At 64.4% G+C, this 14,537-nt stretch carries 12 protein-coding genes; 2 read left to right on the top strand and 10 right to left on the bottom strand.

Annotated elements, in window-relative coordinates:
- Positions 1–35 precede the first annotated feature (35 nt).
- Positions 36–752, bottom strand: coding sequence for a L,D-transpeptidase (locus IB279_RS15775; protein ID WP_060530387.1), 717 nt, complete (start codon positions 750–752; stop codon positions 36–38).
- A gap of 184 nt (positions 753–936) precedes the next feature.
- Complete coding sequence (locus tag IB279_RS15770; protein ID WP_060581085.1) at positions 937–1,695, bottom strand: L,D-transpeptidase; 759 nt, start codon at positions 1,693–1,695, stop codon at positions 937–939.
- A 115-nt stretch (positions 1,696–1,810) separates the two neighbouring features.
- Here IB279_RS15770 and IB279_RS15765 point away from each other — a divergent pair, with 115 nt between their 5' ends.
- On the top strand, positions 1,811–2,473 hold the full coding sequence (locus tag IB279_RS15765; RefSeq protein ID WP_034805456.1) for a response regulator transcription factor: 663 nt from the start codon (positions 1,811–1,813) through the stop codon (positions 2,471–2,473).
- Entirely contained in the window at positions 2,473–3,846 is a 1,374-nt protein-coding gene (locus IB279_RS15760) for an ATP-binding protein (RefSeq protein WP_113187141.1), read from the top strand. The genes IB279_RS15765 and IB279_RS15760 overlap by 1 nt, the downstream gene beginning before the upstream one ends.
- A 66-nt stretch (positions 3,847–3,912) precedes the next feature.
- Here IB279_RS15760 and IB279_RS15755 read toward each other — a convergent pair whose 3' ends face one another.
- The 8 genes from IB279_RS15755 to IB279_RS15720 all read right to left on the bottom strand — a co-directional run bounded on the left by IB279_RS15755 (position 3,913) and on the right by IB279_RS15720 (position 14,516).
- On the bottom strand, positions 3,913–5,583 hold the full coding sequence (locus IB279_RS15755; protein ID WP_113187142.1) for an ABC transporter ATP-binding protein: 1,671 nt from the start codon (positions 5,581–5,583) through the stop codon (positions 3,913–3,915).
- The gene (locus IB279_RS15750; protein WP_113187143.1) at positions 5,580–6,524 is read right to left on the bottom strand and encodes an acetamidase/formamidase family protein; all 945 of its coding nucleotides are present in this window, start codon (positions 6,522–6,524) and stop codon (positions 5,580–5,582) included. The genes IB279_RS15755 and IB279_RS15750 overlap by 4 nt, the downstream gene beginning before the upstream one ends.
- A gap of 60 nt (positions 6,525–6,584) precedes the next feature.
- Positions 6,585–8,204, bottom strand: coding sequence for an ABC transporter substrate-binding protein (locus tag IB279_RS15745; protein WP_034805443.1), 1,620 nt, complete (start codon positions 8,202–8,204; stop codon positions 6,585–6,587).
- A gap of 29 nt (positions 8,205–8,233) precedes the next feature.
- Positions 8,234–9,154: an ABC transporter permease gene (locus IB279_RS15740; RefSeq protein WP_034805440.1), complete on the bottom strand. Its 921-nt coding sequence runs from the start codon at positions 9,152–9,154 to the stop codon at positions 8,234–8,236.
- 1 nt (position 9,155) lies between these two features.
- Positions 9,156–10,004 carry an ABC transporter permease gene (locus IB279_RS15735; protein ID WP_034805438.1) on the bottom strand — a complete coding sequence of 283 codons (849 nt, stop codon included), beginning with the start codon at positions 10,002–10,004 and terminating at the stop codon, positions 9,156–9,158.
- The gene (locus IB279_RS15730; RefSeq protein WP_060581078.1) at positions 10,004–10,585 is read right to left on the bottom strand and encodes an ANTAR domain-containing response regulator; all 582 of its coding nucleotides are present in this window, start codon (positions 10,583–10,585) and stop codon (positions 10,004–10,006) included. Before IB279_RS15730 ends, IB279_RS15735 begins: the two co-directional genes overlap by 1 nt.
- On the bottom strand, positions 10,582–11,718 hold the full coding sequence (locus tag IB279_RS15725) for a transporter substrate-binding protein (protein ID WP_060581079.1): 1,137 nt from the start codon (positions 11,716–11,718) through the stop codon (positions 10,582–10,584). The genes IB279_RS15730 and IB279_RS15725 overlap by 4 nt, the downstream gene beginning before the upstream one ends.
- 305 nt (positions 11,719–12,023) lie before the next feature.
- Positions 12,024–14,516 (bottom strand): TonB-dependent receptor, encoded by a 2,493-nt coding sequence (locus IB279_RS15720; protein ID WP_192339334.1) that lies wholly within the window; start codon positions 14,514–14,516, stop codon positions 12,024–12,026.
- Between the last annotated feature and the right edge of the window lie 21 nt (positions 14,517–14,537).

Here is a 14,537-nt window from a genome sequence, read left to right as displayed (position 1 = left end):
GCAAGGGCGCAGAAATTACGCCAGATTGTCGCCCATCACAGGACGAGCAGCGGCGTCTTGCCTCTGACGCGATCATAGAGATCGATCGCGTCCTGCTGCAGCATCCGCACGCAGCCCGCCGACGCGTTCTTGCCGATCGAGCGCCACTGCGGCGAGCCGTGGATGCGGTAAAGCGTATCCTGGCCGTCCTGGAAGATATACATGGCGCGGGCGCCGAGCGGATTGTCGAGGCCCGGATCCATGCCGCCGGCATCAATGCCGTATTTCTTGAGGTGCGGCTGGCGTGCGACCATGTCGTCGGGCACCGTCCAGCGCGGCCACTTGCGCTTCCAATGCACGACGGCACGCCCCTTCCAGGCGCGGCCGGCCGCACCAAGACCGACGCCGTAACGGATGGCGCGGCCGCCGGGCAGGACGTAGTAGAGGAACATCGTCTGGGTATCGACGACGATCGAATGGGGCGGCTCGTTGGTGGCATAGGCCACTTCCTGGCGCAGGAACTGCGGCTTGATCTCGGTGTGCTGGATGCCCGGGACGTCGTAGCCTTCGTCCTTCACCGGCGCGTAGATCCTGGCATAGTCGAAGGTCTTCGTCGGCACGCCCGCCGCATCCGCCGCCTTTTCCGGCGAGCCGCCATCACCGCCGATCGGCTCGATCAGCTTCGGTTTCGGTTCGGGTTTCGGGATCTGCGTGCAGGCGCTCAAAACAGAGCTGGCGATCACCGCGAGCAGCGACCGGCGGGACAAATTCATCGACACTGTATTCAATTCCAGGGTTGGAGATTTCGGTTGGGAGGTCCGAGGGGAGGCCCAAGGCTGTTGGGCCGAACCGTGACCGAAATGTGGTGAAAATCTTTCTTTGGCGTGGATCGCTTGCGCGAGGCGGTACTCGTTTTCGAAGTGTTGCAGAATTCCCGCGCTCGCTGCCTGCCCTCACCTAACCGATCGCCATGTCGCCCTTGGTCGGATCCGGAATGACGACGATGGTGCTGCCGTCGCGGACCTGATCATGGAGGTAGACGACATCCTGATTGAGCAGGCGAATGCAGCCGGAAGAGACCGCCTTGCCGATCGAAAATGCCTCGGGACTGCCATGGATGCGGTAGAGCGTGTCCTTGCCGTCCTTATGGATATAGAGCGCGCGGGCGCCGAGCGGGTTCTTGATGCCCGGGGGCATGCCGCCATTGGCGATGCTGTAGGGCTGGAGTTTCGGCTGACGCGCGACCATCTCGTCGGGCGGCGTCCAGCGCGGCCATTTGCGCTTGTAGGCGACGATCGCCCGGCCCGACCAGGCAAAGCCCTCGCGCCCGACGCCGATGCCGTAGCGCATCGCCCGCCCGCCCGGCAGCACGTGATAGAGGTATTTCGCGGGCGTATCGACGATCAGCGTGCCGGGCCGCTCACTGGTCGGATAATCCACCTCCTGCCGCCAGAACTTCGGATCGACCTCGGCGATCTTCACCTCGGGGATCGGAAACTGCTCGTCGGGCATCGCATAGTACATCGGCGGCACCGTCCGGCCGGCTGAGGGGCGGACGGGCGTGACGGCTGCCGGCACCACCGCCGGCGTCGGGCGGGCGGTCGCGCAGCCGGTGACGAACAGCGAGGCCGCGCCGACGACAAGGCTGCGGCGGGTCAGCGTGATGCCGGTCTTGTGATCGGCCGTGGAGGAAGAAGGCTCGTGTGCTTCGGTCATATCGGGCATTCAACGATTCGATTGTTGCAATGCCGCCTCAGAGGGAAGTCCTACCTTAAGGCTGCCTTAAGGGAGCGATTAAAGGATCGCGCTCTCAGAAATGTTAGGAGTAGCGATGCGAGTCCTGATCGTCGAAGACGACGATATCCTTAGAGACGGCCTGAAGGTCGGCCTGGCGCTGGCGGGCTTCACCACCGATGCCGTCGGCACCTGCGATGCGGCCGCGACGGCGCTTGCCGCCAACGGCTTCGACGCGGTCGTGCTCGACCTGATGCTGCCCGACGGCTCCGGTCTCGACATTCTGCGGGACCTGCGCGCCAGGCAGAGCGACATTCCGGTGCTGCTGTTGACCGCACGCGACACCGTGCGCGATCGCGTTGCCGGCCTCGACACTGGCGCCGACGACTATCTCGGCAAACCCTTCGACCTCGACGAGGTCGCCGCCAGGCTTCGGGCGCTGGCGCGACGCTCCAGCGGCCGGGCGAGCGCCGCGCTGGAATGGTCGACGCTCAGGCTCGATCCGGCCAGGCAATCGGTGGAACAGGCGGGCAAACCGGTGCAACTCTCGCGGCGCGAATATTCCATCCTGCATACGCTGATGTCGCACCCGGGGGTGATCTTCTCCAAGACCAAGCTGGAGGACAAACTCTACGGCTGGCAGGAGGAAATCGAGAGCAATGCCGTGGAGGTACACATCCACCATCTGCGCAACAAGCTCGGCCCGGGACTGATCGAAACCATCCGGGGCATCGGCTACCGGCTGGGCGGAGCCGGCTGATGCAATCGCTGCGCGCCCGGCTTTTCGCCATCCTCCTGATCACGACGGGGCTCCTGTGGCTATCGGCCACCGTCTGGATCTTCCTCAGCACCCGCGCCGAAGTCGAGCGCGTGCTCGACGCGCGGCTGATGGAGGCGGCGCGCATGGTGAATTCGCTGATCGTCAGCCCAGACATGATGAAGGAAGAAGGCGACACCCATGCCAACCGCCCGGCACAGAGCGCAATCAGCATCCCGCTGCTGGAGCACCCGCATTACGACCGGCAGCTCTCCTGCCAGATCTGGTCGCTGGACGGAACTCTGATCGGCAAGTCGGACAGCGCGCCCGACACAACGCTTGCACCCCACGCCATGGGCTTTTCCGAAACCGTCATCAACGGCGAGACCTGGCGTGTCTTTGCGGTGGAGAATGCGAGCCTCGGCGTGCGCGTTCTCGTCGGTGACAACCTGCGCATCCGCGACCGGCTGGTCAACGACCTGGTCAAGGGGCTGTTGCTGCCGGCGCTGCTGATCATTCCGCTTCTGGCCGTGCTGATCTGGCTCTGCGTCGGGCGTGGCCTCGCGCCGCTGCGCAAGCTTGCCGGCGACCTTGCCGCGCGTGAAGCCTCCGACCTGCACGCGATCGAGGACACCGGCACGACGCGCGAGATCAGCCCGGTCTTGAAGTCGCTGAACGGCCTTTTTGCCCGTGTCGCCGGCGCCCGCGAGCGCGAGCAGAATTTCATCGCGTTTGCCGCCCACGAGCTGCGTACGCCGCTGGCGGGCCTCAAGACGCAGGCGCAGGTGGCGCTCGCCAGCGACGACGGCGAAATCCGCGAGAAGGCGCTCGGCCAGATCGTCGCCGGTGTCGACCGGACCGGCAAGCTGGTGCGGCAACTGCTCGATATCGCCTCGGTCGAAGCCACCGAGAGCGGCAGGCCGGCGGCCGGTTTTGATGTCGGCGAGATGCTGACAAGTCTTCGCACCGAACTCGCCGGCCAGGCGCGTCGCGTCGATGTTGTCGTCGACGGGGCGATGTCCGGTCTCAGGATCAATATGGATCCGGACCTCTTCCGGCTCGCGGCGCGCAACCTGCTCGAAAACGCCATCAACCATTCGCCACCGGGCGCAACGGTCTCTTGCCACGCCGAGATACGAGGCCAGCATCTGGCAATCGCGATCGACGACGAGGGGCCTGGCATCCCCGAGGAGGAAATGCCGCGCGTGACCGAGCGCTTCTTCCGCGGTCGGTTCAAGGCGGCGGCCGGCAGCGGGCTCGGCCTCAGCATCGTCGAGCGTGCGCTTGACCGAACCGGCGCCGAACTCGAACTGCGCAACCGACCGACCGGCGGCCTCTCGGCTCGCATCGTATTGTCGCAAGCGCTCGCGCCGTGATCGATCGCGATTGTTTCAAACAGAGGGGGATGCGGGCGGAGACCGCACCCGTTTTGTCATCTCGCTCTAAGCGCTTTTCCGCATCGGCGGGTCCGGCAGCGGCACCGCGGCCATCAGCGCCCGGGTGTAGGCGTCCTGCGGATCCTCGAACACGGCGCGGCGCGTTCCCATCTCGACGATGCGGCCGCCGCGCATGACGGCGACATGGTGCGACATCCGCTCGATCACAGCCATGTCGTGCGAGACGAAGAGATAGGCAAGACCCATCGTCTCCTGCAGTTCGAGCATCAGATCAAGCACGCGTGCCCGCACTGACACGTCGAGCGCGGCCACGCTTTCATCCGCGACAATCAGCTTCGGATTGACCGCCAGCGCGCGGGCAATGCAGATGCGCTGCCGCTGTCCCCCGGAGAACTCGTGCGGATAGCGGCTGGCAGCATCGGGCCCAAGCCCGACACGGCGCAACAGATCGGCGACGCGATCCGTGCGTTCGCTGCGATTGCCGATGCCATGGATGAGCAGCGGCTCGGCGATCGCCGCCCCGACCGCCATGCGCGGGTCGAGCGAGGCATAGGGATCCTGAAAGATCATCTGCGCGGAGCGGCGCACGGGCCGCATCTGGCGTTGCGACAGCGCGCCGATCTGCTGGCCGTCGATCGCCACATCGCCATCGAATGGAATGAGGCCGAGCACCGCCTTGCCGGTGGTCGACTTGCCCGATCCGCTTTCGCCGACGAGCCCCAGCGTCTCACCGGGGAAGATGTCGAAGGAAACGTCGCTGACGGCGGCGGCCAGCTTCTTTCCGCCCAACAGTCCGCTGGGCTTTTTTCCGTAGTGGACGGCGAGGTCACGCACGGACAGGACCGGGCTCGCCGCCCGCGAGACGGATGCCGCAGCCGTTGCGGCGATGCGCGGCGGGCCGTCGGTGCCGGCATGCGCCCCCAGCCTCGGCACGGCCGCCAATAACTCCTGCGTGTAGCGCTCGCGCGGCGAGCGGAAGATCGGCAGTACGTCGCCCTGCTCGACGATGCGGCCCTGCTGCATGATGACCACGCGGTCCGCCATCTGCGCGACCACGCCCATGTCATGGGTGATCAGCACAATCGAAGCGCCGAATTCCCGCTTCAGTTCCTTCATCAGCGTCAGGATCTGCGCCTGCACGGTAACGTCGAGTGCCGTCGTCGGCTCGTCGGCGATCAGCACCTTGGGTCGGCACGAGAGTGCCATCGCGATCATCACGCGCTGCCGCATGCCGCCGGAAAGCTCGTGCGGATATTGCGTCATGCGCCGCGCCGGCTCGGTGATGTGCACCGCATCCAGCATGCGCAGGACGACGGCACTCGCCGTTCCCCCCTCGGAACCCTGATGTTCGCGAATGGCCTCGGTCAGTTGCTCGCCGATCGACATCACGGGATTGAGCGATGTCATTGGCTCCTGAAAGACCATCGCGACATCGCCGCCGCGCACGCTGCGCATCGCACTGTTGGAGAGCTTCGAGAGTTCGCGCCCTTCGAGCTTGATGCTGCCGGAGGCGATCCGCAGCGAGGCTTTCGGCAGGAGCCCCATGACAGCAAGCGAAGTCACGGATTTGCCCGAGCCGCTCTCGCCGGCAATGCACAGCGTTTCGCCGCTCATGAGGTTGAAGCTGACGGCATCAAGGACCCTTCGCGGCCCTTGCGGCGTCAGCGCATCGACGCAGAGGCCATCGATGCCGAGCACGGGTGCTGCCGTTGTCACGAAAAGACGATCCTCGGGAAGTAGAAGGAAACGACCCAGTTCGGAGCGTCGACGATCTCGCTGATGCGGAGGTCGCCGCAGACCGAGCAGAGCAGATAGGCATCGACCGGACTCAAGCCGTGTTCGGCGCCAAGCAGGTCGATCATGCGCATCAGGCTTTCGCGCGCGCCGGTCATCAGATCCGGGCCGATGCCGGTCGTCACCTCGTAACCGGCAGCATCCAGATGACGGGTCACCGGACCCGGCGTAGTGAACCGCGGGCTGGCGAGACGGGAATCCTTGACGAGCTCGATCGTGGCTTCGACCTCCATTTGGCTCTCGATCGCGGTGCCACAGACCTCGCCGTCGCCCTGGGCTGCGTGGGTGTCGCCGATGGAAAACAGCGCGCCCTCCACCTCGACCGGCAGATAGAGGGTGACGCCCGATGTGAGATCGCGAATGTCGAGATTGCCGCCGACCCGGCGCGGCGGCACCACCGAATGCAGGCCCGGTTCGGCCGGCGCGACGCCGATCGTGCCGGCGAAGGGCTTCAGCGGCACGCGGCCGCCCGGTCCATAGAGCGCCGGTGCCATGGTATTCGCATCATAGGACCACATGTGCAGCGCCGGATCGGTGAACTGATCGGCGAGCAGGCCGAAGCCCGGAATGTTGGCCGTCCAGCCAACGCCCGAGGGCACGAAGCGGCGGATCGTCACCTTCAGCGCGTCGCCGGGCGCAGCACCTTCGACATAGACAGGCCCCGTCACCGGATTGATCTTCTCGAAATCGAGCGAGGCCAATGTCTCAAGCGTTGAGCCAGCGCCGAGCTGCCCGCCGGAAGAATCCAGGCATTCGAAATGGATGGTCTCACCGGGCTTGGCGATCAGCGTCGGCTCGAAGTCGCGGTTCCAGCCGAAATGATGCTTGGCGCGATGGATGGTGTGTGTGCAGGCAACGCACATGAAATCTCTCCCAAACTCATGAAGAGGCTCCCCGAAGACGACCTCCGGAGAGCCCGACGCTTATTGCTTCACGAAGATCGCGTCGTAGTTGATGACCCGGGTCGGATCGACGTAGATCTCGCCCTCGCCACCCATTCGCGGCGACTTGGCGACGACGCGGCGCTCGTTGGTGACGGGCACCCACGGCGCATCGGCCATAATGTCGGTGAAGATCTTGCCCCATTCCGCCTGCCGCTCGGCCGCCTTTGCCGGATCGGACATGGAATCGGCGGCAACGGCGCGCTTGTCGAGTGCCTCGTTGCAGTACCACGACCAGTTCCAGCCGCCCTGGACCGCACCGGAGCAGCCGAGGATCGGGCCGTAGAAGTTCGACGGGTCCGGGAAGTCGGCGATCCAGGCCATACCACCCGACCAGATCATCGGCGCTTCGCCTTCGGTGCCGCCGGCGGCAATGACGTTGGCCTGGGCCAGCGCCCGCACCTCCGCCTTGATGCCGATGGCGGCCAGATCCTGCTGGATCGCCTGGGCGATGCGCGGCTGCGGGTCGGTGTTGGTCGAATAGAGCACCGTCTCGAAGCCATCGCCATGTCCGGCCTCGGCGAGCAGGGCCTTCGCCTTCTCGACGTCATAGTCATAACCGGTGAACGCCTTGTCGTAACCCGGCATCAGCGGCGGCAGCGGCTGGTTGGCGGGCGTCGCGCGACCATTGAGGATGCGGGTGATACGCTCCTTGTTGATCGCCATATTGACGGCCTGACGAACCTTTACGTCGTCGAAGGGCTTCACCTTGGTGTTGAGCGTGACATAGCCGGTATGGAGCTGCTGTCCATCCACGATAATCTCGGCGCCTTCAGGCGAATTCTTGATTTCGAGGAATTTTGCCGGCGGAATACCGTCCCCGGCAATATCGACCTCCCCCTTCTGCAGTCGCAGCAGCGCCACCAGCGGCTCCTGGCCGACCTCGACCGTGAACTTGTCGATATGCGGCATGTCCTTGACGAAATAGTCGGGGTTGCGCTCGAAGGTCAGGCTCTGACCGACGGTCCAGTCCCTAAGGACGAAGGTGCCGGAGCCGACCGGCTTCTTGCCGAAGTCGCCGGCGGCAGCCTCGACCGCTTCCTTTGGCACGACCGAGGCGAAGTTGACGGCGAGCACGTGCAGGAAGGTTGCGTCCGGGCGCGACAGGTGGAAGACGACAGTCGCATCATCCGGCGCCTCAATGCCTTCAAGCGTCGCCGCCTTGCCGCCCGAGAGATCGTCGAAGCCCTTGATCGCGCCGAAGAAACCGGCGCCCGGCCCCTGCGTCTTCGGGTCGACCGCCCGTTCGATCGAATACTTCACGTCCGAGGCGACGATCTCGCGGCCGTTGGTGAATTTCACGCCCTTGCGCAGCTTGAACGTATAGGTCAGGCCATCCGGCGCGACGTCGAAGGTTTCGGCGAGCGACGGCACCAGCTCGGTGGTACCCGGCTTGTAGTCCATCAGGCGCGAGAACAGGCTCTTGATCATCGACCAGTTGACCCAGTCGTAGCCGATGGCGGGATCGAGCGTGGCGATATCGTCCTTGTAGGTGATGACGATATCTCCGCCCTGTTTCGGCGCATCCTGTGCAAGGGCCGAGAGCGGTGCTGCGAGCAGTGCCGCAGCGACGGTTGAAGTTCGAAGCCAGCTTTTGAACATTGTTGTTCCCCTTTTTGGTTGGTTTCGGATTAGCGGGCGCGGATGCGCGGATCGATGAGCGGCGCGACGAGGTCGGCAAGGAGGTTGCCAAGCACGATCGCGAGCGCCGAGACGAGCGTCACCCCCATGATGATCGGAATGTCGACCTGCTGGATCGCCTGCCAGGCGAGCTGGCCGATGCCTGGCCAGCCATAGACGGCCTCGACGACAACGACCCCACTCATGAATTGGCCGATATCGATGCCGATCATGGCGATGACGGGTAGAAGCGCGTTCGGCAGCGCATGGCGGAAGATGATGCGGAACGAGGACAGGCCCTTGGCACGTGCGGTGCGCACATAATCCTGGTTCAAGACGTCGATCATCGCCGAGCGCACCATGCGCGCATACCAGCCGGCACCGAGGATGCCGAGCGTCAGCGCCGGCAGGACCACATGGGCGAAGCTGCCGAAGCCGCTCATCGGGAACCAGGCGAGCGTGACCGCGAAGACATAGAGCAGCAAAAGGGCCGCAACGAATTGCGGTGCCGAGACGCCGACGAAGGATGCCATCATCACGAGCCGATCGACGAAACCGCCGCGCCGGATGGCCGCGACGACACCGAGAAACACGCCGAGCAGGACTTCGACGAAAATTCCGGCCGCCATCAGGATCAGCGTTGCCGGCAGGCGCGCCGCGATCAAGGTACCGACATCGGTCTTCTGCGCGTAGGAGCGACCGAGATCGCCCTGCACCAGCCCCTGGAGATAGCTCCAGAACTGAACGAGCAGCGGCTGGTCGAGCCCGAGTTCCCGACGAATGTTGGCGACCGTCTGCGCCGTTGCGCTGCGCCCGGCGATCATGCGCGCCGGGTCGGCGGGAAGCGCATAGAGCAACAGGAAGGTGATGGCGGCAACGCCGAGCAGGATGAGCGCGGTCTGCACGAGACGGCGCAGCAGAAGGAATGCCATCTCAGCCCCTCCCGCGTTGCGTCGGGTCGAGGATATCGCGGAGCGCATCGCCGACCAGATTGAAGGAGAGCGCGGTCAAAAGGATGACGGCGCCGGGGATGAACACCAGCCAGGGCGCGGCCTGGAAATAGCTCTGGCTCTCGAAGATGATGTTACCCCAGGAGGGTGTCGGCGGCTGGACGCCGATGCCGAGGAATGAGAGCGTCGCTTCGAGCAGCACCGTGGTTGCGATGCCGAGCGTGCCCCAGACGATCGCCGTCGGCACCAGATGCGGCAGGATGTGGTGAAACAGGATGCGCCCGTGGCCGGCGCCGAGTGAGCGCTCGGCGAGGATGAAGTCGCGTTCGACCAAGCCACGGGTCTCGGTATAGACGATGCGGGCGACCTGGACCCAGTTGACGAGCGCGATCACCATGGCGACGATCCAGAGACTTGGGCGCAGCAGTGCGGCAAGGACGATCGCCAGCAGCAGCGCCGGAAAGGCCATCATCAGGTCGGTGAAGCGCATCAGTGCGCTGCCGATAAGGCCCCGCATGTAGCCCGAGAGAATGCCGATCATGAGCCCGATCGAGACGGCAACGCCATTGGCGACGAGGCCGATGACAAGCGAAGTTCGGGCGCCATAGAGCAGGCGCGAAAAGAGGTCGCGGCCGAGCGTATCGGTACCGAGCAGGAACTGAGCACTCGGCGGCAACGGCGCTCCTTCGAGCGTCAGCCCGTCGAACATCTGTTCGTCCGGGCTATAGGGGGCAACCAGCGGAGCGGCCAAAGCGAGCATGACGACCAGTGCAACGACGACGAGACCGAACAGCGCCGCCGGCTGCCTGAACATGGATTTCAAAACCTGCATCAACCGGCCTCCGGCAAGGGCTCGGCACCGCCGAGGATGGAACCGGCGATCTGCTCCATCGACAGGCGCTTTTTCATCGCGCAATTGCGCAGGATTCCATAGGCTTGTTCTTCGTTGACATGGCAGGCCTGACCGATCTTCTGCACGGCGGCATGAACGAGCGGGCGCATGCGCACCCGTTCTTCGAGATGGGCGATCTTGTCGGCGACGGCGCGGCGCTCCTCGTGGATCCCAACCGCCAACACCAGGGCCGGGTAGACCGCCGAGGACGCGACCGGCTTGGCGATGATGGCCGCAACCCCCTGCCCCATCGCCCAGGCGACCCGGCCCGGTGCTTCCGAGCCGAGCAAGGCGATCAGCGGCCGTGGCGCCTGTTCGTCCTTCCAGGGCAAGAGCCCGCTCCAGCCCTGGTCAGCGTCGACGAGGATGATATCGGGCAGGTCGCGCGCATCGAGCGGCCGCCATTGTACGGTGACGTCGAAGCCGAAGAGCTTGAGCTGTCGCACGAGCCGCTCCGTCGTCTGGTCTTCGCGGTGCAGGATCGCCGCACGCCAGCCGGTGAAGTTCGGTGTTTCCCTCATGAGACGATCCGCAATTGGGGCGCCTTGCGCTTGCGCTGGCCGGTCAGATAGGGGTCGGCGGCAATTGACGGCAGCGATGTGACGATGTCGAAGCCTCCGTCGTCGCTGATGCGGCCGAGATGGAACGGCAACGCCGCATGGTGGGTCTGCGGATCGATCCTGAGCGGGCCGAGCACACTCTGATGCGCCGCTGCCGAAACAAGCTGCGTGATCGTCGCGGGATCGTCGACGCCCGCCTCGATGATCGCCTCGGCGCAAAGCTTGACGGAGGCATAGGCGCTGGCAAACAGGCTGGAGATGCGTCGCCCGGGGCCGAAGCGACTGGCAACGCGCAGCTTGAAGGCCGCATTGTCGGGCGAAACCACCGTGTCGAAATAGGAAGCGGCGCAGAGCTGGCCGGTCGCGACCCCGAGGCCAATGTCCGTCAGCTCGCACTCTTGCAGGTCGCAGCTGACGACCGGGCAATTTTCCGGCCGGAACCCCGGATCGCGCACGGCGAGCGCACGGATCGCCGCGTGGAAGGCGTAGCTGGAAGGACCGACGAGATTGTTGAGGATGAAGCTCGGCCGGCGCTGCTCGATTTCGGCGACGATCCGCTCGACCGCGGTTTCCTCGAGCGGCAGGTAACGCTCGCCGAGGATTGCGCCGCCGGCTTCCTCCACCAGCTCGCGCGCCAGGCGGTTCATTTCCCAGCCCCAGACATAGTTTGCGCCGATCAGATAGGGCCGGTTGCCGAAACGCGGCAGCAGATAGTCGAGCAAGGGCAGCAAATGCTGGTTCGGGCAGCCGCCCGTATAGATCACGTTGTCGTTGGCCTCGAAGCCCTCATAGGGGCACATGTACCAGAGCAGGCCGTCGTGCTTTTCGACAAGCGGAATGACCTCCTTGCGAGCGAGCGAGGTGATGGTGCCGATGATGTGGCGGCATCCGTGGTCGCGCAGCAGCGATTTGGCGCCTTCTAGATAACGGTCGATATTGGCTTCCGGATCGATGAAAACCGGCTCGATCCGGCCCGGATGGCTTGCCGCAATCTCCTCGATCGCCAGTTCCGCGCCATCGCGACAGTCGCGGCCCATCGTCCCGTAGGGCCCGGTCGTCGAATAGAGGATGCCGATCTTTACCGCGCCGCTCATGTACCCGCCAAAAGCCAAAAACCCCACGACGCCGGGCCCATCGAAGATGGGGGCATCATGGGGCGAAACTGCCCGTCGACCATCGAGGTCATGTGAATGGATTGATCATGCTCAATCTGAGAGCATGATTAAGATACGGGCAATCGACGGCTGTCAAGCAAGGATTGGCAAGCTCGCAACCTATTATACGCAACTTTACAGACAGAGGCGGGTGGAGCACCGCAATCAAGCGCCACTGCTGCGCGGAGGCGCGTAGGAGGACATTCGGCCGGCCCGCATGCCGGCCGGCCGGGTCCATGTTCCGCTCAGAACTTGCGGCTGATCGCGATCTTGAAGTTGCGGCCGGGCATCGCCGAGATCCCGTCGCTGAGATAGGGCTCGTAGTATTTGTCGAAGATATTGTCGACGGCGAGATGCACCTCGCCACCCTCCATGAAGCCTGATGTCGGCGTCCAGTCGAGGAAGAGGCCGTGCACCGCATAGCCGGCACTCGGCGGGCGCGCGTAGGTCTGTCCGCCCTGATTGTAGGGCGTGCGGTTCTGGTCGTCGACGAAGGTGCCTGTCCAGCCGAAGGCGAGGTCCTGATCCGGTACCTTGATCCCGGCCGTCGCGATCACGGTCAGGGGCGCCAGATCGTTGATATAGGTGTCCGGTCCCCAGACGTTGTTGACGGCGCCGGTCCGCTCGCCGGTCATCCAGGACACGCCGAGATCGGCGAACATACGCTCGGTCTCGTAGTGCGCCTGCCACTCGATGCCGCGGATATCGTAGGACGGCGTGTTCCAGTAAAATGGCACGTTGCCGGTAACGTCGGCGAGGTTGGCCGTGCCGAACCGGCGCGTTACCGGATTGGAGACGTGGTTGTTGTAGACCGAAATACGCGTCGACAGCATGTCGTCGGTCGTCAGCACGTCGTTGAAGCTCAAGTCGACACCAATGTTGAAGGTGCTGTTACGCTCGACCTCCAGATCACGGCTGGTGCCGGAAGCCTTGGTAAGCACGCTCTGGGTCGAATAGATTTCGTCAATGTTGGGCACCCGCATCGCATAGGCCCAGTCGGCAAAGAACCGCACCGACGGCGTGGCTTCCCATGACAGGCTGATCGCCGGCGTCACACCCTGGTGCGACACGGCGGAATAGTCGTGCCCGGCCAGCGGATTGTTGAACCGCGGCGCCTCGTTCGGCACGCCCTTCGAGCGCACATGGTCGTAGCGCAGGCCCGGCGTCACGGCAAACGTGTCCGTCAGTTCGATCCGATCGCGAACGAAAGCGGCAAAGGTCTTCTGCGAGCCCTCGGGCATGAACCAGGGGGCGTAGTAGCCGTAGTTGTACTGCGCCTGGGTGCGGTTGGTGATGTCATACATCCAGATGTCCCGGTCATGATCCAGGTACTGAATGCCATAGTTCAGGCTGTGCGACAGTCCGCCGAGCGTGAAGTTGGAGGTATTCTCCGCTTCGAACTTGATGTCGGTGTAGGTGGCATCGTTTTCGTAGCCGCCGACGGATGCGCTGGGGTTGAGCCCCGGAATGTCGGGCCGCTTCGCATGCTGGCTGGTCGACGAGAAGCTCCCCATCATGCGGTAGTTCACCAGGTCGCTGTCGCCCGTATAGCTATAGGTAAGCGTCGAGGTGAAATCCTCGATTTCACGCCAGGTGAGAAGCCGGCGCATCGCTTCCTTGTAGCCGTAGCGGGTGATGTTGTAGTCCGACGGCGCCGACTGGCCGCGGATGGCGGCCACGGGTCCCCAATTGTCGTTTTGGCCGTAGGCGACCGTCCCCCTGATCTCGTGGCCGTCATATGCGGCACCGACATTGGCAAGCAGGGTGGTCAGCTTCGAGTTGGAATAGTTGTAGACCTCGCCGCCGCCGACGCGCATGTCGTCGCTTTTGCGCCATGTGCCGGCCAGAAGGCCATCATAGGTGATGGGGCCGCCGAAATCCGACTTTCCGTAGAGCGCGCCGGTTTCGAGAAACTGCTTGTTGGCACTCTGGAAACCGGACTTGGCCCAGACGCCCCATTCTTCGCCGGGCCTGAGCATGTCAGCCGCGTCCTTGGTCTCCATCAGCACCGTGCCGCCGAAGCCGCCATTGCCATAGCGCACCGATGTCGCGCCCTTTTCGATCTCGACGCGCTTGAGCAGTTCCGGCTCGATGAAGACTGTGCCCTGGTCGTACTTCTCGAAATTCTTCGGCGCGCCGTCGAGGATGATCCGCACGTCAGACTGCCGGGCAAAGCCGCGGATGGCGAGCGTCTGTCCTTCGATGCGCACGCCACCGCCCATCGACACGCCGGGCGTCTTCTGCAGCAATTCCGGAAGGCTCGATGCCTGGGCCTTTTCGATGTCCTCGGCATCAAGGACCGCGATGTTCGGCGCGCGGTCACCGTCCTTGGCGTCGCCGCGGGCGACAATGGGCGCGAGCTTCGTGCCTTCGCCGTCTGCCGGCGTCGCGGCTTCCACCGCACCCATCAGCTTCACCGTCGAGCTGCCGACGAAACGATAGCGGACGCCCGTTCCGCTCAGCAACCGCGCCAGCGCCTCTTCGGCCGTCATGTCGCCGGAAAGGCCTGGCGTGGTGACCCCTGAGGCGACCGAGCTGTCGAACACCACCTGCAGCTTGAGCTGTGAGGCCAGGCGGTTGACGGCCGTCGTCAGCTTGCCCGCGGGCACGTCGACGTGATTCCGCACCGCAGCTTGCGCAAGGGCGACGGTGGTGGTGAGGGCAAACACGGTGCCTGCCATCAGCAGGCTGAGAATTCCGGATTGGCGGCGGCGGCCGGTCGTATTCCAATATGACATGATGGTTCCAGACAGAGAGAT

It is taken from the genome of Ensifer sp. ENS06 (genome assembly GCF_014852205.1).
Classification (GTDB): Bacteria; Pseudomonadota; Alphaproteobacteria; order Rhizobiales; family Rhizobiaceae; genus Ensifer; species Ensifer adhaerens.
The sequence above is the reverse complement of the archived record's forward strand: the minus strand, read 5'-3'. Positions and strand labels throughout refer to the sequence as shown.